The 23,305-nt window shown below is 67.2% G+C and carries 16 protein-coding genes; 10 read left to right on the top strand and 6 right to left on the bottom strand.

Going from position 1 to position 23,305, the window contains the following annotated elements:
- The first annotated feature begins 88 nt into the window (after positions 1-88).
- The 3 genes from LRA89_RS09735 to LRA89_RS09725 are packed head-to-tail and all read left to right on the top strand — an operon-like array spanning position 89 to position 4,676.
- Entirely contained in the window at positions 89-1,426 is a 1,338-nt protein-coding gene (locus tag LRA89_RS09735; RefSeq protein ID WP_230769991.1) for an MFS transporter, read from the top strand.
- The gene (locus LRA89_RS09730) at positions 1,423-3,531 is read left to right on the top strand and encodes an alpha-galactosidase (protein ID WP_230769990.1); all 2,109 of its coding nucleotides are present in this window, start codon (positions 1,423-1,425) and stop codon (positions 3,529-3,531) included. The genes LRA89_RS09735 and LRA89_RS09730 overlap by 4 nt, the downstream gene beginning before the upstream one ends.
- Complete coding sequence (locus LRA89_RS09725; protein WP_230769989.1) at positions 3,528-4,676, top strand: glycoside hydrolase family 68 protein; 1,149 nt, start codon at positions 3,528-3,530, stop codon at positions 4,674-4,676. Before LRA89_RS09730 ends, LRA89_RS09725 begins: the two co-directional genes overlap by 4 nt.
- A 152-nt stretch (positions 4,677-4,828) precedes the next feature.
- Here the strand turns inward: LRA89_RS09725 and LRA89_RS09720 are convergent, their stop codons facing one another.
- A complete protein-coding gene (locus LRA89_RS09720; protein ID WP_230769988.1) occupies positions 4,829-7,369 on the bottom strand; it encodes a TonB-dependent receptor domain-containing protein in 2,541 nt (846 codons plus the stop codon).
- Positions 7,370-7,478: 109 nt separating this feature from the next.
- Complete coding sequence (locus LRA89_RS09715) at positions 7,479-8,999, bottom strand: tryptophan halogenase family protein (RefSeq protein WP_230769987.1); 1,521 nt, start codon at positions 8,997-8,999, stop codon at positions 7,479-7,481.
- A gap of 193 nt (positions 9,000-9,192) precedes the next feature.
- On the opposite strand from LRA89_RS09715, the gene LRA89_RS09710 reads away from it, so the two are divergent.
- The 3 genes from LRA89_RS09710 (at position 9,193) to LRA89_RS09700 (ending at position 16,714) form a co-directional block, all read left to right on the top strand.
- Positions 9,193-11,595, top strand: coding sequence for a glycoside hydrolase family 2 TIM barrel-domain containing protein (locus LRA89_RS09710; RefSeq protein ID WP_230769986.1), 2,403 nt, complete (start codon positions 9,193-9,195; stop codon positions 11,593-11,595).
- 77 nt (positions 11,596-11,672) lie between these two features.
- On the top strand, positions 11,673-14,099 hold the full coding sequence (locus LRA89_RS09705; RefSeq protein ID WP_230769985.1) for a prolyl oligopeptidase family serine peptidase: 2,427 nt from the start codon (positions 11,673-11,675) through the stop codon (positions 14,097-14,099).
- 107 nt (positions 14,100-14,206) lie between these two features.
- The gene (locus LRA89_RS09700) at positions 14,207-16,714 is read left to right on the top strand and encodes a putative bifunctional diguanylate cyclase/phosphodiesterase (RefSeq protein ID WP_230769984.1); all 2,508 of its coding nucleotides are present in this window, start codon (positions 14,207-14,209) and stop codon (positions 16,712-16,714) included.
- 10 nt (positions 16,715-16,724) lie between these two features.
- Here the strand turns inward: LRA89_RS09700 and LRA89_RS09695 are convergent, their stop codons facing one another.
- Complete coding sequence (locus LRA89_RS09695) at positions 16,725-17,675, bottom strand: 2-hydroxyacid dehydrogenase (RefSeq protein WP_230769983.1); 951 nt, start codon at positions 17,673-17,675, stop codon at positions 16,725-16,727.
- A 140-nt stretch (positions 17,676-17,815) separates the two neighbouring features.
- Here LRA89_RS09695 and LRA89_RS09690 point away from each other — a divergent pair, with 140 nt between their 5' ends.
- Positions 17,816-18,559, top strand: a complete 744-nt coding sequence (locus LRA89_RS09690; protein ID WP_230769982.1) for a glycine-rich domain-containing protein — start codon at positions 17,816-17,818, stop codon at positions 18,557-18,559.
- 68 nt (positions 18,560-18,627) lie between these two features.
- On the top strand, positions 18,628-19,911 hold the full coding sequence (locus tag LRA89_RS09685; RefSeq protein WP_230769981.1) for a serine hydrolase domain-containing protein: 1,284 nt from the start codon (positions 18,628-18,630) through the stop codon (positions 19,909-19,911).
- Between the two features lie 5 nt (positions 19,912-19,916).
- Here LRA89_RS09685 and LRA89_RS09680 read toward each other — a convergent pair whose 3' ends face one another.
- Positions 19,917-20,606 (bottom strand): hypothetical protein, encoded by a 690-nt coding sequence (locus LRA89_RS09680; RefSeq protein ID WP_230769980.1) that lies wholly within the window; start codon positions 20,604-20,606, stop codon positions 19,917-19,919.
- A 40-nt stretch (positions 20,607-20,646) separates the two neighbouring features.
- The gene (gene asd, locus LRA89_RS09675) at positions 20,647-21,498 is read right to left on the bottom strand and encodes an archaetidylserine decarboxylase (protein WP_230769979.1); all 852 of its coding nucleotides are present in this window, start codon (positions 21,496-21,498) and stop codon (positions 20,647-20,649) included.
- Positions 21,499-21,731: 233 nt separating this feature from the next.
- On the opposite strand from asd, the gene LRA89_RS09670 reads away from it, so the two are divergent.
- The gene (locus LRA89_RS09670; RefSeq protein ID WP_230769978.1) at positions 21,732-22,052 is read left to right on the top strand and encodes a hypothetical protein; all 321 of its coding nucleotides are present in this window, start codon (positions 21,732-21,734) and stop codon (positions 22,050-22,052) included.
- A 69-nt stretch (positions 22,053-22,121) separates the two neighbouring features.
- On the opposite strand, the gene LRA89_RS09665 is transcribed toward LRA89_RS09670, so the two are convergent.
- The gene (locus tag LRA89_RS09665; RefSeq protein WP_230769977.1) at positions 22,122-22,856 is read right to left on the bottom strand and encodes an SDR family oxidoreductase; all 735 of its coding nucleotides are present in this window, start codon (positions 22,854-22,856) and stop codon (positions 22,122-22,124) included.
- 130 nt (positions 22,857-22,986) lie between these two features.
- On the opposite strand from LRA89_RS09665, the gene LRA89_RS09660 reads away from it, so the two are divergent.
- On the top strand, positions 22,987-23,298 hold the full coding sequence (locus LRA89_RS09660; RefSeq protein ID WP_230769976.1) for an ArsR/SmtB family transcription factor: 312 nt from the start codon (positions 22,987-22,989) through the stop codon (positions 23,296-23,298).
- Positions 23,299-23,305 lie beyond the last annotated feature (7 nt).

The raw sequence follows: 23,305 nt of genomic DNA, 5'->3' as shown, positions 1-23,305 counted from the left end.
AATCGATTGTTGCAATGATCCCGGCGGCTGCGTATCATATCCACAAGCTCGCGCCAGACGGGCTTGTCCGCGACTGTGAGGATGTCCGATGCGTCTGCCCGCCACCAAGCCCCGCCTGTCCCTGCCCCGTATCCTCGAGATGAACCTCGGGTTCCTCGGGCTGCAATTCTCGTTCGGGTTGCAGCAGGGGAATATGGCGCCGATCTACAGCTATCTCGGCGCATCGGAGGCGACGTTGCCGTTGCTGGGGCTGGCCGGGCCGATCACCGGGCTGCTGGTCCAGCCGGTCATCGGTGCCTTGAGCGACCGGACCGACAGCCGCTTCGGACGGCGCACCCCCTATTTCATCGCCGGCGCGGTGCTGTGCGCGCTGGGGCTGTTCTTCATGCCGCTCAGCTCGTCGCTGCTGATGGCGGTGTCGCTGCTGTGGATCCTCGATGCCGGCAACAACATCACGATGGAGCCGTACCGCGCCTATGTATCGGACCGGCTGAACGAAGACCAGCACCAGATCGGCTTCCTGTCGCAGAGCGCCTTCACCGGCTTGGCCCAGATGCTGGCGTTCCTCACCCCGTCGCTGCTGGTGTGGGCGGGGATGAACCAGGACTGGGTGGACGCCCACAACATCCCCTATACCGCGCGGATCACCTTCATGCTCGGCGCGATCCTCAGCTTCTCGACGATCCTGTGGTCGATCTGGCGCGTGCCCGAACTGCCGCTGGCTCCGCAAGAGCGCGCGCGGATCGCCGCCGAGCCGAAAGGGTTCGGCGCGATGCTGGCGGAGATCGGATCGGCGATCCGCGACATGCCGCAGGCGATGCGCAAACTGGCGCTGATGAGCCTGTTCCAATGGTATGCGATGGCGGCCTATTGGGGCTATGTCATGTATTCGATCGGCCGGTCGGTCTACGGCACGTCGGTCGCCACCTCGTCGGGCTTTCATTCGGCGGTGCTGACCAACGGCGAGATGGCGGCGTTCTACAACGGCATCGCCTTCCTCGCCGCCTTCGCGATGGTGCCGCTCGCTAGGCGGATGGGGGCGGCCTCGCTCCATGCGCTGTGCCTAATGCTGGCGGGGGCGGGGATGCTGTGGTTGCCGCATATCACCGACAAATGGATGCTGTTTCTGCCCGCGATCGGCATCGGCATCGGCTGGGCCAGCATCATGGGCAACCCCTATGTCATCCTCGCCGGATCGATCCCGCCGGAGCGGACCGGGGTCTACATGGGCATCTTCAACATGATGATCGTTATCCCGATGCTGATCTTCTCGGGCACGATGTGGCTGTTCTATGACCGGTTGCTGGGCGGTGATCCACGCAACGTGCTGACATTGTGCGGCGTGCTGATGTTCGCCGCCGCCGCCGCGGTGTGGAGCGTGCGCGAGCGCAACGCCGCCGGGCTGCCGGTCGGAGCGACCGCATGATCGCCGCGCTCCATGCCGGCGACGCCTGCGTCGTGATCGAACAGCGCGGCGTGTTGCCGCCGGTGTGGCGCTGGTGGGGGCCGCGCGTCGGGACCGACCGACTGCCGCCGATCGCCGACGTCCGCCCGCCGGCCTCCTTCTCGCTCGACGTGGATCAGCCGTTGCCGGTGGTGCCGGCGCGCGGAACCGGGTGGTTCGGCCCCGCCGCGCTCGACGCTCACCGCGCGGGACGATCGTTCGCCCACTGGTTCGAAACGCAGTCGGTCGAGGCGGATGACGATGCGATCACCGTGACGCTGGTCGATCGCATAGCGCGGATCACTATCGTCCAGCGGATCGCCCGGACCGACGGCGCGCTCGTCCTGTCGGCATCGGTGGTGAACGACGGCGACGACCTGCTCGACATCGCATGGCTGGCGGCGGGGACGCTGCCGCTGCCCGCCGACTGCGCGGCGATCCATAGCTTCACCGGGCGGCACAATGCCGAATTCGTGCCCCATGCAGAAGCGATGCCGGCGCATGGCTGGGTACGCGAAAACCGGCGCGGGCTGACCGGCCATGCCGGGCCGCCGGGGCTGTTCGTGACCGGACCGGCGGCGGGGTGGCATGCCGGGCGGGTGCATGGCGCGCAACTGGCGTGGTCGGGCAACCACCGGCTGGCGATCGAGCGCGACGACGACGGCGTCTGGGTGTTGCAGATGGGCGAGGCGCTGGCGCCGGGCGAAGTGCGGCTGGCCCCGGGCGAGCGCCATGACAGCCCGGAAATGCTGGCGGTATGTTCCGCCGATGGCATCAACGGCGCGATCCACGGCTTTCACGCGGCGGTCCGCGCCCGCGCGCCATGGCCCGCCGCCGGCGCGCCGCCGCGCCCGGTGCATGTCAACAGTTGGGAAGGCTTCTACTTCGATCACGACGAAGCGGCGTTGATGGCGCTGGCCGACCGGTCGGCCGCGCTCGGCGTCGAACGGTTCGTGCTCGACGACGGCTGGTTCACAGGGCGCGACGACGATACCGCCGCGCTCGGCGACTGGACCACCGATCCGGTCAAATATCCGCGCGGGCTGAAACCGCTGGCGGACCATGTCGTCGCGCTGGGCATGGAATTCGGGCTGTGGGTCGAACCGGAAATGGTCAACCCCGACAGCGACCTCGCCCGCGCCCATCCCGACTGGGCGTTGCAGGTGGCCGGCGTGCCCAGGCTTACGTCGCGCAACCAGTGGGTGCTCGATCTCGGGCGCCCGGCAGTGCGTGACTATCTGTTCGATGCGATCGACCGGCTGCTGCGCGACCTGCCGATCGCCTATCTCAAATGGGATCACAACCGCGATCTGGCCCCCGCCGGCGGGGCCGACGGACGCGCGGGCTATCATGCGCAGGTGCTGGGTGCCTATGCGCTGTTCGACCGGTTGCGCGTGGCGCACCCGGCGGTCGAGATCGAGGCGTGCGCCGGTGGTGGCGGGCGGATCGACGCTGGCATCGCCACGCGCAGCCACCGGTTCTGGACCAGCGACTGTATCGATGCGGTCAGCCGGGTCAGGATGCAGCGCGGCTTCCTCCATTTCCTGCCGCCCGAGATGATGGGCGCGCATGTCGGCGCCAGCCTGGCGCATTCGACCGGCCGCCGCCAGGGGATGGCGTTCCGCGCCGCCGTGGCGCTGCCGGGGCATCTCGGCGTCGAACTCGACCCCGCGACGATCCGCGATCGCGAGGCAGAAATCCTGGCAACGGCGATCGCGCGCTACAAGGCGCTGCGCGGCCGGCTCCACCATGGCCGGCTGTGGCTGGGCGAGGGTGCGGACGGGCTGGTGTGGCAGTTGCACGGCGAACCGGGCGACTGGCTGCTCAGCGTCACCCGGACCGATCCGACCACCATCCGCCGTCCGCCGGCGATCCCGCTGCCGCCGCTGAATGGAGCGGGCGCGGTGCGCGTCCGCCTGATCGATCTGGCGAGCGAGGACGGCCATCCGCCCCCCGACGCCCCGCTGTTCGCCGCGATGCGGGGGGAGGGCGTGGCGTTCGATGGCGACTGGCTGGCGCAGGCCGGCCTGCCGATGCCCGCAATGAAGGCGGAGAGCGTCGCGCTCTTCGCGCTGGAGACGCTATGACGACGACTGCCCGCTCCCCGGCCATGACCCGGACCACCCCGACCCACTGGTCGAACGAGGCCGCGCGGCTGGCGGCGGATCAACCCGCCGCCGCGCTGCCGGTGTTCACGCAAGCGGACGTTTCCGCGATCCTGCCCGGTCACGACCTGTGGGACATGTGGCAGATCGCCGATGCCGCCGGGCGTACCACGATCGTCGACGGGCGGAGCTGGTGGTTCTTCCTCGCCACGCCGCGCTTCGCCGATCCCGACGATCGCCACGATGCCGCGCGCATCCGCCTAACCAGCCATGGCGCGGATGGCTGGCGCGATCATGGTGATGCCTTTCCCGACGGCTTCGCGCCGGGCAGCCGCGAATGGTCCGGGTCAGCGGTACTCGCCGACGACGGTGAGACGTTGACGATGTATTTCACCGCTTCTGGCCGGCGGGGGCAGGCACGTACCTTCGAACAGCGCCTGTTCGAAACGGTCGGGCGGTTCGCCGAAGGCCGCGTCGGCGACTGGTCGCCATCGGTCGAATCGGTCGCGGCGGACGGCGTCACCTATCTGCGCGCCGATCAGGGCGATGCGGTCGACGGCCGAATCAAGGGATTCCGCGATCCCGGCTATTTCCGCGATCCCGCGAGCGGCATCGAGTATCTGTTGTTCGTCGGATCGGCCGGCTGGGTCGACGATGTGCATGACGGCATCATCGGCGTCGCCGAACGCGCGTCGCCCGATACACCATGGCAGCTCAGCCCCCCGCTGGTCGAGGCGATCGGCGTCAACAGCGAACTCGAACGGCCGCATATCGTGCTTCGCGACGGTCGTTATTATCTGTTCTGGTCGACGCAGGGGAAGCGGTTCGCCCCCGGCACCGGCGCGCCGACCGGGCTGTACGGAATGGTCGCCGACGCCATGACCGGGCCGTGGTCGCCGCTCAACGGATCGGGGCTGGTCGCCGCCAATCCGGCCGCCGAACCGTATCAGGCCTATTGCTGGTGGGTGACGGGCGAGCTGGACGTCATCAGTTTCGTCGATAGCTGGGGCCTCGCCGGTGCGGAGCCGACCGACGCCGCTACCCGCCGCGCGCATTTCGGCGGAACGGCCGCGCCGTTCTTCCGCCTCGACCTCGACGGTACGACCGCCCGGATCGTCACCGCCTGACCAAATATATCATGTGAAGTGCCGACGCCCGGCCGGGACTGCCCCGGTCGGGCGTTTTGTTGTGCGTGGCCTGCCTCCCGGCAAACAATGAACAAAAAAAGGGCGGCGGGACCGAAGTCCTGCCGCCCATGGTCAGGCTGGGGAGAAAATGGTCAGAAGCGGTAGCGCACCGACGCCGTCACCGTCCGGCCATAGAGCGCGGTGTTGTTGAACACTGCGCTGGTCGACGACAGGATCGGGTTCAGGCTGCCGCCGCCACGGAAGCCGAGCTTGTCGAACAGGTTGTTGACGTTCAGCCCTAGTTCGACCCGCTCGATCGGCCGCACGGTCACAAAGCCGTTGACGAAGGTCGACCCCTTGATCGTGTAGAGGTTGAAATCGTCCGACGGCGTGGCGGTCTGCCCGTTCACGCTGACGCCGAAGGCGACGATCCCCGCGTCATAGGACGGCGACACTACATAGAGGAACTCAGGGAGTCCGCCGGGGCGGTTGCCGACGAGCGCCGGGGTCACGCTGCTGACGATCTTCGAGTTGGAATAGGTCGCATCGACCGACAGGTGGAACCCGCCGCTGTTGAGCCGGCTGGAGAATTCCACGCCGAACGAGCGATAGCCATTCGAGATGTTCGGGTCGTTGTTCGGTGCCGGATTGTTGATCCGGGTGAAGTCATAATTGTTCTCGGTCAGCGTCGAGCGGAAACCGGTGACTTCGACCGAATAGGACCCGCCGAACACCTGCCCGCGCTGCTTCAGGCCGATTTCCTGTTGGTTGAGGAAGTTGACCGAGGTCGACTGCCCCTGCGCGTTGAGCGAGCCATCGGCATTGAAGTTGCCCGACAGCACCCGGCGATCGGCGTTGAAGCGGCCGCCCCGGCTGACGCGACCGAACACGCTGGTATTGCCGCTGAAGGCATAGAGCGCGCCCAGCGACCAACTCACATAGCTGTCGCTATAGTCGATCTTCTCGATCGTCCGGCTGAGCACTAGCGACGGGATCAGCGCCGATCCCAGCGCGTCCGACACCCGCGTCGTCGGCCCGGCGACGCCGCCCTGCGCGGTGCCGTTACCGCTGACAGTATCGTAGCGGACGCTGGCGTCGAGGTTCAGCCCGCCGGTCTCGTAGCCGACCTGCAGGAACGGGGCGACGTCGGTGTAGCTGAGATCGACGCGACGGGCGCAGCAGCTTCCCCAGTTATCGTTGAACCCGGCCTGTCCGGCGGCGGTAAGCTGCGTGCCGGTGGTCGAGAACAGGTCGAGCGGTGCCGCATTCTCGCCGTTCAGCTCGGCGAAGTTGCGGTTGACGTGCCAGTCCTGCTCGATGTTCTGCTTCATCACGAACACGCCGGTCGACACCGTCGCCTTGCCGCCGCCGACGTCGAACTTGCCGTTCAACGCCAGATTGTTGGCGAAGTTGTTCATGTTCTTCATCAACGTGTTGATGTTCGGATTGTTGTTCACATAGGCGCCGGTATAGACCTGCCCCTGGTTCGGCCCGGCGGCATAGCGCAGCGAACCGACGACCTGTCCGTTGACGGTCGATCCGATTACCCCGCCGGCACCGGTACGCGACGCGACATTGATGAACTGGGTGGTGAAGTTGCCGCTGATCCACTGGTAGCGCGCGACGTTGTCGAGCGTCAGCCAGTCGTTGACCTCATAATGGAACTGCGCGCCGAGCCCGGTGACGCGCGGATGAATGCCTTCCACCTCGGCGTTGCGGATGCCGCGGCCGTCGTAATCCAGATACTGGAAACTGCGGTTGTAGATCGAATAGGACGATCCGTCGCGCCCGTCGAAGGTTGGCAGCGGCTTGAAGTCCGTCACCTTGTTGCCGTCGAGCGTGGCGATCGACGGGGTCGTGGTGTTGGTCGGTGCCTGTTCGTCGAGCCGCTTGAAATACAGCCGCACGAAACCGCGCCCGTCGGGCAGGTCCTTGGTGACGTTGGCCTTGATCTGGTAGCCGCGCAGGATGTTGAATCGCTCGTTGGTCAGGCCGCCGCCGTTGCGGGCATAGCCACCGACATGGAAGCGCAGCGTATCGTCGATCGGCGCGCCGTAATCGAAATCGACGCGGTGTTCGCGGAAGCCGACGCCGTTCGAATAGGCGATCTGTCCGCCGGCCTTGTCGCCGGTCTTGCTCAGATAGTTGATGACCGCGCCGGGCGCCTGGCTGGAAAAGGTCGATGCCGACCCGCCGCGCACCGCTTCCACCCGCTGCACGTTCTGGTCGAAGCGCAGCCAGTAATCGTTGTTGCCGAAGTTCATGTCGCCGAACAGAACGGTGGGCAGGCCGTCTTCCTGAAGCGCGACATATTCCGAACCGCCGGTCGACACCGGGATGCCGCGCACGCCGATGTTGGCGTTGCCGCCCGGACCGGCGGTGTCGGAGGGCTGGAGGCCGGGGATGTTGCGCAGCACTTCGGCTTCGGAACGCGGCGTGAAATTCTGGATCGCTTCGTTGCTGATCTGGCTGACCGAGATCGAGCTGCGGAAGCGCGAGCGTTCGCCGCTGCTGGCGGTGACGACGATCTCGTCGCTCTGCGCGGCGGCGTCGGGAATGTCGCCGGCCTGCACGGTCGCGTCGGCGACGGCGGCCGGGGCGGTGGGCGCGGCAGGATCGGTCTGGGCGAGCGCCGGGGCGGCGACGAGCAAGGCGATCGTCGAGGTGCAGGCGAGCAGAAGCGTGGGTTTCATGGCAATCCCTCCTGATTCGTCCCACTGGCGGGGACGCTGTCGAGTGTTGGAATAGCACCTCAGCAATCGTTTGCAATACAAATTGCAAAGGATTGCATTTATGTGTTCGCTACGGCTGGATCGCGCCGATCCGTTGCAGATAGGCGGCATGACCCGGCATCGACCGCGCCATCGCATCGATCGCGCCGGCCAGCCGGTCGACGAAGCCGCTGCTGGCCTGCGGTCCTGCGGCATAGGCCAGCAACGGATCGCTCCCGCGCGGATCATTGCCCTGGCCGATGTGGACCGCGAGCCAGCTTGCCGGGCCGAACAGGTCCATGTCGCGCGCGATCAGCCGCCCGGTGCTGCGGAAATGGTCGATCTTCATTGCCAGCGTGTCGGGGATCGCCATCGCCGCGCAGTCGCGCCACAGCGGCGCATCGCTCCGCTGCGTCAGCTTGTAATGCAGAATCAGGAAGTCGCGGATACGTTCGCATTCGGTGATCGCGACGCGGTTATATTCGTCGACGACCGCCGGATCGAAGTCGCGCGTCGGAAAGAACGCGAGCAGCTTGGCGATCGCCGCCTGGATCAGATGGATGCTGGTCGACTCCAGCGGCTCCATGAACCCGCTGGCCAGCCCCACCGCCACGACATTGCGGTTCCAGAATTTGGTGCGACGTCCGGTCGTGAAACGCAGGAAGCGCGGGTCGCCCAGCGCCGGCCCGTCGAGGTTGGCCAGCAACGTCGCGGCGGCCTCGTCATCCGACAGGTGACGGCTGCAATAGACATAGCCGTTGCCGGTGCGATGCTGGAGCGGGATGCGCCATTGCCACCCCGCCGCCCGCGCGGTCGACCGGGTATAGGGGGTCATGCCCTCACCCCCGGTGGCGCACGGCACCGCCACCGCGCGGTCGCACGGCAGCCAGTGCGTCCAGTCCTCATACCCGGTCCCGAGTGCCTGTTCGATCAGCAACCCGCGAAACCCCGAGCAGTCGACGAACAGGTCCGCCGCCACCTGCCGCCCGTCGGCAAGCGCGACGCTGGCGACATGGCCGTTGTCGCCGTGCAGCGTGACGTCGACGACCGCGCCCTCGATCCGCTCGACTCGCCGCGCCTCGGCATAGCGGCGCAGGAACGCGGCATAGAGGCCGGCATCGAAATGATAGGCATAGTCGAACGTCGAGGCGACGCTGCGCGGATCGCCGACCGGCGGCGCGAACCGGCCGTGGCGCGCCGCTCCCCACGCCATCGACAGTTCGTCGAGCGGAACGCGCGATCCACCGGCCCGCGCCGCCAGCCAGTGCTGATGCACCGCCAGCAGGTCGAACGGCTTGCCGAACGTCCCGAACGGATGAAAATAGCGCTGCCCGGTCCGCGCCCAGTCGACAAATTCGATGCCCAGCTTGAAACTGCCCTTCGTCTCGCGAAGGAACTCGGCCTCGTCGATGCCGAGCGTCTGGTTAAAGACGCGGATCGGCGGAATGGTCGCCTCACCGACCCCGACCGTGCCGATCGCATCGGATTCGATCAGCGTGATCGTGCAGCCGCGCGGGATGGCATGGGCGAGCGCTGCCGCCGTCATCCAGCCAGCGGTGCCGCCGCCGACGATCGCTATCGACCGGATCGCAGTATCGGCGGCCTGTTCCATCGTGCATCCCCTTCCCGTCGCTCCGATGCTTTCCGCATCGTTTCCAGCAACCTATGCCGGCACGTCTGGCGTTGCAATCGATCGCAGCGGCGATGATCCGAACGGCTGAATCGAGCATTGCACTGTCCCTGAATGTGGATCATCATCCCATATATAGATTCGGTTGGACGAACCGAGGTATGGAGAGGCAAGGATGACCCGATCGGGATGGCTGCTTGCGGCGGCGGCGACCATGGCGCTGACCACGCCGATGGCACATGGCGCGCCACGGACCGTGACGCCATTGGCCAACGACTGGCGCTTCGTTCAGGCCGATCCGGCCGGCGCGGAAACGCCCGAACTCGATGACAGCCGCTGGGCAACGGTATCGGTGCCGCACGACTGGGCGATCGCCGGTCCGTTCGACGCGAACGCCAAGGCGGCGGGCGAGAACGGCTTCCTGCCGAGCGGCGTTGCCTGGTATCGTAGGGCGCTATCGCTGACGCCAAAGGCGGGGCGACGCTATTTCGTCGAATTCGACGGGATCATGGAACGCAGCGGCGTGTGGGTGAACGGCCATCATGTCGGCTATCGCCCGATGGGCTATGTCGGCCAGCGTTACGACATCACCCGCCACCTGCGCGCCGATGGCCGCAATATGATCGCGGTGCGTGCCGATACGTCGGCGGCACCGTCGTCGCGCTGGTACACTGGGTCGGGCATCTATCGCCATGTCCGGCTGATCGAAACCGACGACGTGCATATTCCGCAGGGCGGGGCGTTCGTGCGGACCGGCGCGCTTGCCGCCGATCGCGCGGCGATGACCGTCGGCAGCGACGTCGAGAACCTGACGGCGCAGGATGCGACCGTCCGGCTGGCGATCGTGCTGCGCGACCCGAACGGTCGCGAAGTCGCCCGCACGACGACCGCGCCGGTAACGGTCGCTGCCGGGCGTACCGCGCTGGTGCAGGGCGACTTGACCCTCACCGATCCACGCCGCTGGGATATTCGCGATCCCGCGCTCTATCGCGCAAGCGTGCAGGTGCTGACCGGCGACAACGCGGTGCGCGACGACGAGACGGTTCGCTTCGGCATCCGCGAGGCGCGGTTCGATCCCGCGACCGGCTTCTGGCTCAACGGCCGCAACTTCAAGCTGAAGGGCGTGGCGCTGCATCACGACGGCGGCGCGGTCGGCGCGGCGGTGCCGCTGGCGGTGTGGCGGCAGCGGCTGGGCGCGCTCAAGGCGCAGGGGGTGAACGCCATCCGCACCGCGCACAACGTGCCGGCCCCCGAGTTTCTCGACCTGACCGACGAGCTGGGCCTGATCGTGATGGACGAGCTGTTCGACCAGTGGAACGTCGCCAAGACGCCCGAGGACTATCACCTGTTCTTCGGCGACTGGCACAAGCGCGACACGCTCGACATGGTCCGCCGCGACCGTAACCATCCGAGTATCGTGCTGTGGAGCGCGGGCAACGAAATCCACGATACCGCCTATCCGGCGCAGGCCAAGGCGGCGCTGCGCAGCATCCTCGACATCGTCCATGCGACCGATCCGACCCGCCCCGTCACCATGGCGCTGTTCCGGCCGAACGTGACCAAGGATTATGACAACGGCCTTGCCGACATGCTCGACGTGGTCGGGCAGAATTATCGCGAGAACGAACTGATCGCCGCCAGCCGGCAGAACCCGAAACGCAGCATCGTCGGCACCGAGAATGCGCTCAACCGCAGCAACTGGCTGCCGGTGCGCGGCTATGCTCCGTTTTCAGGCATGTTCCTGTGGACCGGCGCGGATTATCTGGGCGAGGCGAACCGCTCGGGCTGGCCCAACATCCAGAACCCGGCCGGGCTGCTCGACCGGACCGGCCGACAGAAGATCGCCGGCATGGAGCGCGAAAGCTGGTGGTCCGAACGGCCGGTTGTCCATGTCGTGCGCAATGCCGATCCGGGCGCGGCGGGACCGGCGACCGATGGCGCGGGCGGCCCCAACCAGCCGGCGCTGCCGACGATGATCGCCGTCGCGACACCGAAGCCCAAGGTCGCGTTGTTCGACGACTGGACCCCGGCCGACCGGAGCCCGCATGACGAGACGATCGAGGTCTACAGCAACTGCACCCGGGTCGAGGCGCTGCTGAACGGCCGTTCGCTCGGCACGCTGCCGACCAACGCCGATGCGTCGCCGCGCCGTTGGCGGGTACGTTATGCGCCCGGCGAGGTTCGCGCGGTGTGCCGCGATGCCGGGCAGGGCCATGTCGCCGACAGGCTGCGGACCGCCGGGCCGGCGGCGCGGATCGATCTCGTCGCGGATATGCCCTCGGTCGGCTCGACCTTCGACGATCTGAGCTATGTCCGCGCTCGGGTGGTCGATGCGAAGGGGACGACCGTGCCCGACGCCGCACACCGCCTGCACTTCGCGGTCGAGGGGAGCGGCACGCTGGTCGCAACCGATAATGGTTCGTCGGTCGATCATACGCCGTTCGCCTCGCCCGATCGCGCCGTGCTCGACGGCATGGCGGTGGCACTGGTGCGCGGTGCCGGACGCGGCCGGCTGCGCGTGACGGCCAGCGCCGACGGGCTGGCCAGCGGCGCGGTCACGCTTCGGACACAGGAGTAAAGGTGCGAACAACAAGGGCTTGCCCCCGTCCACGCTAACGGACACCATGCACGCATCGTCAGTATCGGGAGTTGTTCATGGTTCGGAAAACGGCATTTCTGCTGTCGCTGCTTGCATCGGGCGCGGCATGGGCGGCGGACCCGGCACCGGCCTATCACCGCGCGCCCGATGCGATCGCGCGCATCCTCGACGCAGCCCCGACGCCGTCGGTCGCGGTCAGCCCGGATCATGCGACGCTGGCGATCCTCGGGCGGGAGAATCTGCCGTCGATCGCCAATCTGGCGAAACCGATTTTGCGGCTGGCGGGCTATCGTATCGATCCGTCGACCAACGGCCCGGCGGAGGTCCGCGTCCAGTGGCTGAACGCGCTGTCGTTCAAGAATATTGCTAGCGGCCGCACCGCCCGGGTGACGCTGCCGGCGGGAACGCGGTTCACCTCGCCCGACTGGTCGCCGGATGGCCGGTATCTGGCGTTCGTCGTGCAGGAAAGCGACGGGCTGGCGCTGTGGATCGCGGGACGCGATGGCACAGCGCGGCGGCTGGTGCGCGGGCTGAACGCGGCGTTCGGTTCGTCGTTCGCATGGACGCCCGACAGCGCATCGATCGTCGCACGGCTGGTGCCGGCCGATCGCGGCGCGCGTCCGGCGGCTATCGATACGCCGACCGGGCCGGTGGTGCAGGAGAGCATGGGCCGCACTTCGGCGGCGCGCACCTATGAGGACCTCCTCAAGAACGCGGCCGACGAGGCACTGTTCGATTATTATTTCACCGGCGTGCTCGGCCGGATCGACATCGCCAGCGGCACGCTCCAGCCGCTGGCGGCCAAGGGGATGTGGCGCAGCTTCGCCGTGTCGCCCGATGGCCGCTATCTGCTGACCGAACGGCTGAAACGCCCTTACAGCTATCTGCTCCCGGCCGGTTTCTTCCCGACCGAAGTGGCAGTCCAGCCGATGGCCGGCGGGGCAGGGGGCCGGGTGATCGTCGATCGCCCGCTTGCCGACGATCTGCCGGTCGATTTCGACGCGGTGGTGAAGGGGCCGCGCGAGGTGGAATGGCGCAGCGACGCACCCGCCACGCTGCTGTGGGCCGAAGCGCTCGACGATGGCGACCCCAAGGCGAACGTGCCGTTCCACGACCGGCTGGTGACGCAGGCCGCGCCGTTCGACGCCGCACCGGTCGAACTCGCCAAGACGGTCAAGCGCTACGCGGGGACGCTATGGGGCGACGACGGCTTCGCGATGATCGTCGATCGCGAATGGCGCACCCGGACCGAGCGGCGCTACGCCGTCGCCCCGTCGCAGCCGGGGACCGTGCGATTGGTGGCGACGCGCAACTATCAGGATCAATATGGCGATCCCGGCATGCCGATGGTCGAGGAGAATGCGGCCGGCAAGCCGGTGATGCGCTTCACCCCCGATCGCAAGGCGGTGTTCGTCACCGGCGACGGCGCGACCAAGGAAGGGGCGTTTCCGTTCCTCGCGCGGATGCCGGTGGCGGGCGGCGAACAGACCCGGTTGTGGACCGCCAGGGCCCCCTATTACGAAAGCGTCGTGTCGCTGCTCGACGACAGTGGCCGCCGTATCCTGACGCGGCGTGAAAGCGCGAAGCTTGCCCCCAACTATGTCATCCGCAGCGTGCGCGGTGGCGGTGCGAAGCCGATCACCGATTTCGCCGATCCTGCTCCGACCTTCGCGAACGTGACCCAGCGGACGATCACCTACAACCGGGCCGACGGCCTGCCGCTGTCCGGCACGCTGTATCTGCCCGCCGGCTATGACGCGAAGCGCGACGGGCCGCTGCCGACGCTGCTCTGGGCCTATCCGTCCGAATATACCGATGCCAAGGTCGCCGGGCAGACGGTCGATCAGGGCAACCGCTTCACCCGTCCGCGCGGCATCAGCCACCTGTTCCTGCTGACGCAGGGCTATGCCGTGCTCGACGATCCGGCGATGCCGATCATCGGCGAAGGCGCCGCCGAAGCGAACGACACCTACATCAAACAGTTGCGCGAGGATGCCGAGGCCGCGGTCGAGGCGGTGGTGAAGCTGGGCGTCGCCGATCGCGACCGGATCGCGGTCGGCGGGCACAGCTATGGCGCGTTCATGACCGCCAACCTGCTGGCGCACACCGACCTGTTCCGCGCCGGAATCGCCCGGTCGGGCGCGTACAACCGCACGCTCACCCCGTTCGGCTTCCAGGCGGAGCAGCGGACCTATTGGCAAGCGACGCCGACCTATACCGAAATGTCGCCCTTCACCTATGCCAACAAGATCAAGGAGCCGATCCTGCTGATCCATGGCGCGGCCGACGATAATTCGGGCACTTTCCCGATCCAGTCGGAACGGATGTACGCTGCGCTGAAGGGTAATGGCGCGACGGTGCGCTATGTCGTGCTGCCCAACGAACCGCACGGCTATCGCGCGCTGGAATCCACCGGTGAGACATTGTGGCAGATGACCGACTGGCTCGACCGTTACGTAAAGCCCGCCCGACCGGTTAAATAACGGGTCACGCTACCCATTTTGCCGATCATACTTTCGGTGGTGAACCCCTGTTAACGTCTTTCCAATATGCTGCTCGTCGAACGGAAGGCGGCAGCGGCGGACAGGACGTGAAGCGCAAGATTATCTGGATCCTCGCGCTGCTCCTGCTGGCGTTCGGCGCATTGGCCGAACGCCCGACGACCACGGCGATCGCGCTGCACCACCCGCTGTGCAGCGCGGTGCTGGGGGACGGCGCGGGCGACCGCGCGGTGATGACCGCCTCCTATCGCTGCGGCGCGCAGGCCCCGACCGACAGCGAGGACTGGCTGTGGCTGCGGCTCGATACGCGCGGGCTGGGCGCGCTTCCGGCCGGCTGGCAGTTGCTCGTCGACCAGACGCGCTTCGACGAACTGGCGATCCTGAGCGTCGGGCAGGGCGGGGCATCCCGGTCGACCTGGCGGGCCGATGCGCTGGCCGGGCACTGGGCGCCGGGCGGCATGCTGCGCTTCGACATGGCCCCGCCGGGGCGCGAGGTGCGCGCGCTCTACCTCGGCTTTCGCCGGATCGACGACCTGTCGCTGATGCGCAAGGTCGGCGCGGTCGCGGCACCGGCGCAGGCGGGGGCCGACACCCGCTGGCTGCTGCTGATGGGCATCTTCGCCGGCACGATGCTGTCGGCATTGCTCTACAACGTCGTCATCAACACCGGCCGGCGCCACGCCTTTCAGCGCTGGTATCTGCTGTGGGTCGCGGTGTCGTTCGCCTATGGCATGACATGGACCAACATGTCGGCGCTGCTGCTGCCCGATCTGGTCGGGCCATGGGCGGTGCGGGTCGATTTCGTACTCGTCGGGCTGATGGTCGCGGCGGGCAACATGTTTTTCTATGCAGTGATCGAACGCGGCATGGTGCCGCGCGGGTTGATGCGGACCGGGCGGACGCTCGCCGTGCTGGGGGCGGCGCTGGGGGTCATGGCGGCGCTCGACCATGTGTTCCCGCCGGTGCCGGCCGATCGCTGGCTGAACTATGTGATCGCCGCGACGGCGGTGACGGTCGCCCTGTCGTGCGTCATCGCGGTCCGCCGCGGCAGCCGGGTGGTGTGGTTCTACCTGCTCGGCTGGGGGCCGGTGATCTTCGTGTTCGTCGCACGGCTGGTCCGCAACCTCGGCCTTACCGCGCAGAACGACCTGATCGACATGGCGACCTTCGCCGCGCTCGCCTTCGAGGCGCTGGTGCTCTCGCTCGCGATCGCCGACCGGTTCCGCCGGGTCCAGCGCGAGCTGGACGACGCGCGGCAGCGGCGCGCGGTGGACCATGCGGAGGCGCGGACGCTGCGCCATGCCGCGCAGACCGATTTCCTGACCGGTCTGGGCAACCGCGCCGCGTTCCACGACGCGGCGGGAACGCTTGCCGACCGGGGGACCGCGTTCGACCTGTATCTGATCGACGTCGATTTCCTGAAGGACGTCAACGACCGGCTGGGGCATGGCGGCGGCGATGCGCTGCTCCGGCTGGTCGGCGAACACCTCGCCGCGCTGCGTACCGTGCTGCCCGACCTGCATTGCTCGCGGATCGGCGGCGACGAATTCGCCATTCTCTGCCCCGGCGGTCCGGCGGAGGCGGAACTGCTGACCGCGCGGCTGGACGCGCTGCAAGGCATCGCGTGGCGCTTTCAGGGACGCGAGCGTAGCCTGTCGCTCAGCATCGGGCGTGCCGATTTCCCCGCCGACGCCGCCGATGTCGATCAGCTCTACCAGAACGCCGATCTCGCGCTCTACAGCGCGAAACGGCTCGGCCGGGCGCAGCTCTATCGCTACGATCCGCTGCAACGCATCCTGCGCGACCTTCAGACCGAATTCGTTCGCGATGCCGATGCGGCGTTGCGGCGCGACGAATTCTGCCTGCACTATCAGCCGATCGTCGACATCGGCACGGGCGCGGTGCGCGGCTATGCCGCGCTGCTGCGCTGGGACCATCCGCGCCATGGCCTGTTGCCGCCCGATCGCTTTGCCGACGTACTGGTCGCCGAACGGATCGGGCTGCGGGTGCAGGAGCATGTCCTCGACCTCGCGTTGCGCCGGTTGCAGGCCGATGGCGACCGCATCGGTCAGGTCGCGCTGACCTTCACCGCCGCGCAACTGGCCGGGTCACGCTCGGCGGAGGCCGTGCTCGATCGTCTTGCCCGCTACGGCGTGCCGCCCGCCCGGCTGTGTATCGAGATTACCGAAAGCGTTCTGCTCGACCGCGCCGCCGACGTCATCGCGGCGACATTGCAGCGGCTTCATGCCGCCGGCGTCTGCATCACGCTGGACGGCTTCGGAACGGGCGCGGCGTCGCTCGCCCATCTGCGCCGCCTGCCGATCGACCGGATCAAGCTCGACCGGTCGTTCGTCGCCGGACTCGACAGCGATGGCGGGGGCACGCTGGAGATCGTGCGCGCCATCGTCGGGCTGGGCAGGGGACTGCGCAAGACCGTCGTGGCGGAGGGGGTCGAAACCCGGGCGCAGGCGCTGGTGCTGCGCGACCTCGGCTGCGATCTGGCGCAGGGGCTCCGCTATGGACGGCCCGCGCTGCTGCCCGATGCAGTTGTCGCGCAGGAGGATCGCGCGCCGCCGCGACAGGTCGGCGCGCGCTGAGCGCTCCGGCCTACTGCCCCCGGTTCAGGTCCGCCGTTTCGGGCACCGGGGTCAACGCCGGTTTGCCGTCGAACCACGCGATCAGATTGTCGACCACCAACTGCCCCATCGCTGCGCGCGTCGCCTGCGACGCCGAGCCGACATGCGGCAGCAGCACGACATTGTCGAACGCGAGCAGGGCGTCGGGCACGTTCGGCTCGTCCGCGAACACGTCCAGCCCCGCCCCGCCGATCGTTCCGGCGTCGAGCGCGGCGATCAGCGCCGCCTCGTCGACCACGCTCCCGCGCGCGACGTTGATAAGCACACCGTCCGGCCCCAGCGCCGCCAGCACCGCGCCGTCGATCATATGGCGCGTCTCCGCCCCGCCGGGGACGATCGCAATCAGCACGTCGCACGCCGTCGCCAGCGCGACCGGGCTGTCATAATAGGGATAGGCGACCCCCGCCTGCTGCGAGCGGCCATGATAGGCGACCGATACCGCGAACGCATCGAGTCGCCGCGCGATCGCCTTGCCGATCGCCCCCAGCCCGATGATGCCGACCCGTCGGCCACGCAGCGTCGGCGACAGCGGAAACGGCGCATCGCCCCAGCGCCCGGCGCGCAGATAGCGATCGGCCTGCGGAATCCGTCGTAGCGTGGCGAGCAGCAGGCCGATGGCAAGGTCGGCGACTTCTTCATCCAGCACGCCCGGCGTATTTGTGACGACGACCCCGCGCGCTGCCGCCGCCGCCGCATCGACATTGTCATAGCCGACACCGAAACTGGAGACGATCTTTAGCGCGGGCAACCGGTCGAGCCACGCCGCGTCGATCATGCCCGACAGCGTGCTGACCGCCATGCCGGCGATCTGCGGTCCGCGTTCGGCGAGAAAGGCGTCGGGATCGCCCTGTTCCCACAGGCGGTGGAGCGTGAAGTGGCGATCGAGCGCGTCCATGACGTTCGCCGGCATCGGTGCGGGCATGAGAAGCTCTATTCCGGTCAAACGATCCTCCTTGGCGGGCGCGGTGGGTCGGAAAGAGGTACGAACGGGCGGCGGGGAGGTTTCGTCGGCGCGACCGGGTTTCACACAGCCGTAACAATATCCCACTAATATGATGGGACATGGAAACGAACAGCTCCGCGCATCGGGCGCGAAGGGTCCTCATCGGGAGGATCGAAACCCTGGCCATCGGCCGGAACGACGCGGCGCTCGGCTTTGAAGGGAGGCTGGCCGCAGAGAATGGATGGACGGCAACCTTCGCCGACCGGGTCGCCACCGAATATCGCCGGTTCCTCGTGCTGATTGCGACCAGCGACGAAACGCTCACGCCATCGGATGCGGTCGATCAGGCATGGCACCTGCACATGGCCTATACCCGCGACTATTGGCACGGCCTGTGTCGCGACATCGTCGGGCGCGAGCTGCATCACGAACCGACCTCGGGTGGCCCCGACCAGCGCGACTATTATCGCGACCGCTATGCCCGGACCCTCGACCGGTATCGCGCGACGTTCGAGGCCGAACCGCCCGGCGACATCTGGCCCGATCCTTCCGAACGTTTTGCGGGCGAGTTCGAACGGGTCGATCGTGCCGTAACGATCCTGCTGGGGGTCGAGGCGACGACAGGGCTGGGCATCGTTGCGGTCGGGCTGGTCTTCCTGATCGCGCAGGGCATGGCCGCGTTTGCTGCCGTCCTGCTCGCCGTCGTCGCGATCGGCGCGTTCATCGCGGGCGTTGCCTTGCGAACCCGAAGCTTCCGCCGCCGCTTCCAGTGGAACTTCGATGGCGGTGACGGCACCGGATCGGACGGATGTGGCGGCGGTGATGGCGGCTGCGGCGGGGGGTGCGGTGGCGGTTGCGGATGACACCGCGTCGATTCCGGCTTCCCGCACGCGGCCGATCGGGCAAGATGCGGGGATAAAGGGGAGAGTCGATGCGATATATCTTGGGCCGGATCACAACGGGCGTGGTGCTCGCGGCGACGTCGCTCGCGCCCGCACAGGCGCAGCGGCCGCGTGCGGTCGTTCAGCCCGCCGCCGCGGTATCGGCCGAACGGCTGGCCCGGCTCGACCGGGTCTTGCAGGCCTATGTCGATCAGGGGCGGATCGCCGGAGCGGTGGTGCAGATCCAGCGCGACGGGCGCACCATTCATAGCAAGGCGGTCGGCTGGCGCGACAAGGAGGCACGCGATGCGATGCGCACCGATTCGCTGTTCCGCATCGCATCGCAGACGAAAGCGCTGACCAGCGTCGCGGTGATGATGCTGATGGAGGAGGGCAAGCTGGTCCTGTCCGATCCGGTCGGCAAATATCTGCCCGAATGGAAGGCAACCACCGTCGCGGTCGCGAAAGCCGGTGGCGGCTACGACGTGGTGCCGGCCAAGCGCCCGATCACCATCCGCGATCTGCTGACGCACACCGCCGGTATATCCTATGGCGCGGGGCCGGCGGAAAAGGCGTGGCGCGACGCGGGCATCTTCGGCTGGTATTTCGCCGATCGCGACGAACCGGTGGCAACGGTCGTCGCGCGCATGGCGGCGCTGCCGATGGCCGAGCAGCCGGGCGAGAAGTTCGTCTATGGCTACAATACCGACATTCTGGGCGTACTGGTCGAAAAGCTGAGCGGGCAGACGCTGGAGCAGTTCCTGCGCGAACGGCTGATCGATCCGTTGGGGATGAAGGACACCGGCTTCTATGTCCCGCCGGCCAAGGCGAACCGGCTGACCACGGTCTATGCCGCCGATCCGAACGGCGTGCGGCGCGTCCCCGACCCCGGCGCATGGCAGGGCGGCGGGCATGTCGGGCAGGGGCATTATCTGCGCGGGCCGCGCGTGGCGTTCTCGGGCGGGGCAGGGCTGGTGTCGACCGCGCCGGACTATGCCCGGTTCCTCGAAATGCTTAGGCGCGGCGGCGAACTGGACGGGCGGCGGTATCTCGGGCGCAAGACCGTCGAACTGATGGTCGCCGATCAGCTCGGCGACATTCCCTATCAGCCGGGCATGGGGTTCGGGCTGGGCTTCAGCATCCGCACCGATCTGGGCAAGGCGGGCCAGCCGGGGTCGGTCGGCGACTATGGCTGGGGCGGGGCCTATCACAGCACCTATTGGGTCGATCCGCACGAGCGGCTGACCGTCGTCTACATGACCCAGCTTCTGCCGGCGGGCGACATCGACGATCATGCCAAGCTTCGGGCGCTGGTGTATCAGGCACTGAACTGAAGCGGTTATTTCGATACGCGCTTCAGCTTTGCCTGCGCGGTGCCGACCTCGACCTCGATCGTATCGGCGCGGGGATCGAGCGCGATGGCGGCAAGGTCGAACGGCTCCTGATCGCTGGGATGATAGGTGAAGCGGAAGCTGTTCGGCCCGCCGGGCCGGACGTTCACCGTCTGCAATATCTTGCGGTCCGATGCTCGCACGATCTCCACCACCGCTGCGCCAGCCGGCTCGCCGGAACGGGTCGTGTGCCGGCCGTCGGACAGCATGTAGAGCCCGTTCGCATCGGCCCATGTCACGCCCAGACCCTCGGCCGGGCTGCCATCCGCGTTCATCGCCGTGACCGACAATCCCACCGACGGATCGCGTGTCGGAGCGCCCGCCGCCACCAGCCGGACCGGTCCGGGCTTGTTGTGGATATGGATATGTGGATTGTCGAGCGTCCAGAACCCCGTCAGACGGATGAACTCCGCCTGATCCTTGCCCGTCGTGATCCGGTAAAGCGCGGTATGATCGGCGTTCAGGTGAACGTCCATTTTGAAGTCGTCGCTCGTTTCCTCATAATGATATTTGCCGATCAGCACGCGCTCGTCGGCGATGAACGCCGGCCGGCTGTTGGACGGCAGTTGCGCGCCGGCCGTTCCCGCCCCCGCGACGAGGAACAGCAGCGGGCAGGTCATTCGTATCATGCGCTTCATGTCGCACTCCCGTTCATCGCCTCCGGTCGGTCCGAAATGGTCAGGCCGGGCGATCGCCCATGGCCTCGCCCAGACGAACCTTCGCTTCCGGTGCCCAGTCCTTGTTGAACGCGATGGTTCCTTGCCCGAACAGCATCACGATCGTCGACCCGAGGAGAAAGCGGCCCATCTCCTCACCTTTCTTCAACACGATCTCCTGATCGGCATAGCGCCATTCGGCGGTCCGGCCGGTCCGCCGCGGATTGACGACGCCGTGCCACACGGTCGCCATGCTCCCGACGATGGTAGCGCCGACCAGCACTATGACGAACGGGCCATGATCCGCCGACTCAAAAATGCAGACCACCCGTTCGTTGCGCGCGAACAGGCTGGGCACGCCGCGCGCCGTGACCGGGTTCACCGAAAACAGTTTTCCCGGCACATAGATCATGCGGGTCAACCGGCCGTCGCAGGGCATGTGCAGACGGTGGTAGTCGCTGGGCGACAGATAGAGGTTGGCGAAACTGCCGTGACGAAAGCGCGCGGCCAGTGCAATATCGCCGCCGACCAGTTCGGTCGTGGTGAAGCGATGTCCCTTTGCCTGCACCATATGATGGTCGTCGATCGGCCCGAACTGGCTGATCGCGCCATCGACCGGACAGACGAAATCGGCGGTGGCTATCGGGCGCACCCCGGCCCTGAGCGGGCGGGTGAAGAAGTCGTTGAAGCTCTGGTAGCTGGCGATGTCGCTGTCGGCGGCCTCGCCCATGTCGACGGCATATCTGCCGACGAACCAGCGGATCAGCCGCGTCGTCATCGCGCCGCCCCGTGCCCGGGCGATGCGGCCGGCGAAAACGGTCAGGCCCTGCTTGGGCAGCACATGTTGGAACAGGACTTTCAAACGATCGGACATCGGAACCTCGAAACGTCGCCGCTGTCGGGCAAGGGCGTGATCCGACAGCTTGGCCTGTAAAAATGCGGGGCAACGACGCGGTCCGTCGATACGCTTGCGGACAGGCTATCAGCACAAGGCGACAATGATAACCGAATACGCATCCGGTTGGGGGAAGCCCCGCAACGGCCGCGCCCATAGCGCGTTCACCCTGATGATCGCCACACGGGCGTTGCCGTGCTAACCCCGCCGATATGTCGAAATCCAGAAGCAATGCCGGAACCATCGAAGTGGACGGGGTCAAATATGACTGGCAACTGCAGCGCGAGCCGCATCTGTCGGATGACGAAGGGTGGAAGGGGATGACCGTCGCGCTGGTCCAGCGCGATGCCAAGCGCGAGGCATGGGTGGAATTTCCCGCGCCCAAGCGACTCCTGAAGGGATTGCCGCGCGGGCGTCTTCAGCTCGATGATGCGACGATCTCGCGCTGCACGCGCGCGGCCCTGTCGGCAGGGTGGGACCCGATGTCGCGTGGAAAGCCGGTCGTCATGATGGTCGACGCCGAAGGCAATTGAGCCGCTCCGACGGTCGCGTCAGGCGCCAACGGCCCGTCCTGGTTCATCGGACGGGCCGGTAGCGGTTCGTCAGGCCGCCGCGCCGCCGTCGACGTTGAGCGTGGTGCCGGTGATATAGCCTGCATCCGGTCCGGCAAGGAATGCGACCGCGCCTGCGATGTCCTCGACGCTGCCATACCGGCCAAGCGGGATGGCACTCATCATCTGCTGGGCGAACTCGCCGTCAGCGGGATTCATGTCGGTGTCGATCGGTCCCGGCTGCACGGTATTGACGAGGATATTGCGCGAGGCGAGATCCTTTGCCCAGCCGCGCGCCAGCGCGGCCACCGCCGCTTTGGTCGCGCTGTAGACCGCGGTCGCGGGGAACGCGACTTCACCCGAAATGCTGCCGATCAGGATGATCCGTCCGCCATCGCGAAGATGTGGCAGGGCAGCGCGCGTGCCGACATGCAGGCCCTTCACGTTGACGCCGAACTGACGGTCGAACATCGCGTCGGTATCGTCGGCGACGGTGGCGAATTCCGCCACGCCGGCATTGTGGACCAGGATGTCGATCCCGCCCAATGCGGCGGCGGCCTGTTCGACACCGGCACGCTGCGATGCGGGATCGGCGGCATCGGCCTGAAAGGCGAAGGCGGTGCCGCCCGCGCGCTCGATCGCCGCCACGGTAGCGTCCGCCGCGGCCTTGTTTCCGGCATAGGTGATCGCAACCGCCGCGCCATCGGCCGCCAGTCGTTTGGCAATGGCCGATCCGATGCCGCGCGATCCACCGGTGACGAGCGCATTCCTACCCTGAAGCGACATAGATATTCTCCGAGATATGGTCCGCGATCACGGCGTCGTGCGCGGCTGGCATAACGAAAGATGGCGTGATATTTCGATAGTTCAATATTCCCGAACTATTAAATTGACAGCATCGCCTTATATTCCGTCCATGCCTCGCTTTACCCATCCCCGGCTGGAGGACGTCCCGCTCGATCTGGCGCTGCACGCGCTGGCCGATCCCAATCGGCTGGGCATGGTCGCTCGCCTCGCCGCTACCGAGCGGCTGAGCTGCGCCGGTGCGGCACCGTGCGACTCGATTCCCAAAAGCACGCTGTCTAACCACCTCAAGCTGCTGCGTGCGGCGGGGCTGATCGAAACGACGCAGGTCGGGCGGGAGATGATTAACACATTGCGGCGATCCGAATTCGATCGGCGCTTTCCGGGCCTGCTCGACGCGGTACTCGCCAACCGGGCGGCCTGACGGCCAA

Source organism: Sphingomonas sp. Leaf4, from assembly GCF_920939515.1.
Lineage (GTDB): Bacteria > Pseudomonadota > Alphaproteobacteria > Sphingomonadales > Sphingomonadaceae > Sphingomonas.
Note: the sequence above shows the minus strand (reverse complement) of the source record. Positions and strands in the feature narration are given on the sequence as shown.

Coding starts and splice junctions, on each gene's coding strand:
- LRA89_RS09695 (WP_230769983.1), bottom strand. CDS start 17,675: ATGCCCGCACCGATGCCGGCGAACGTCATGGACGCGCTCGATCGCCAC.
- LRA89_RS09730 (WP_230769990.1), top strand. CDS start 1,423: ATGATCGCCGCGCTCCATGCCGGCGACGCCTGCGTCGTGATCGAACAG.
- LRA89_RS09720 (WP_230769988.1), bottom strand. CDS start 7,369: ATGAAACCCACGCTTCTGCTCGCCTGCACCTCGACGATCGCCTTGCTC.
- LRA89_RS09690 (WP_230769982.1), top strand. CDS start 17,816: ATGGAAACGAACAGCTCCGCGCATCGGGCGCGAAGGGTCCTCATCGGG.
- LRA89_RS09735 (WP_230769991.1), top strand. CDS start 89: ATGCGTCTGCCCGCCACCAAGCCCCGCCTGTCCCTGCCCCGTATCCTC.
- LRA89_RS09710 (WP_230769986.1), top strand. CDS start 9,193: ATGACCCGATCGGGATGGCTGCTTGCGGCGGCGGCGACCATGGCGCTG.
- LRA89_RS09705 (WP_230769985.1), top strand. CDS start 11,673: ATGGTTCGGAAAACGGCATTTCTGCTGTCGCTGCTTGCATCGGGCGCG.
- LRA89_RS09725 (WP_230769989.1), top strand. CDS start 3,528: ATGACGACGACTGCCCGCTCCCCGGCCATGACCCGGACCACCCCGACC.
- LRA89_RS09665 (WP_230769977.1), bottom strand. CDS start 22,856: ATGTCGCTTCAGGGTAGGAATGCGCTCGTCACCGGTGGATCGCGCGGC.
- LRA89_RS09670 (WP_230769978.1), top strand. CDS start 21,732: ATGTCGAAATCCAGAAGCAATGCCGGAACCATCGAAGTGGACGGGGTC.
- LRA89_RS09715 (WP_230769987.1), bottom strand. CDS start 8,999: ATGGAACAGGCCGCCGATACTGCGATCCGGTCGATAGCGATCGTCGGC.
- asd (WP_230769979.1), bottom strand. CDS start 21,498: ATGTCCGATCGTTTGAAAGTCCTGTTCCAACATGTGCTGCCCAAGCAG.
- LRA89_RS09660 (WP_230769976.1), top strand. CDS start 22,987: ATGCCTCGCTTTACCCATCCCCGGCTGGAGGACGTCCCGCTCGATCTG.
- LRA89_RS09680 (WP_230769980.1), bottom strand. CDS start 20,606: ATGAAGCGCATGATACGAATGACCTGCCCGCTGCTGTTCCTCGTCGCG.
- LRA89_RS09685 (WP_230769981.1), top strand. CDS start 18,628: ATGCGATATATCTTGGGCCGGATCACAACGGGCGTGGTGCTCGCGGCG.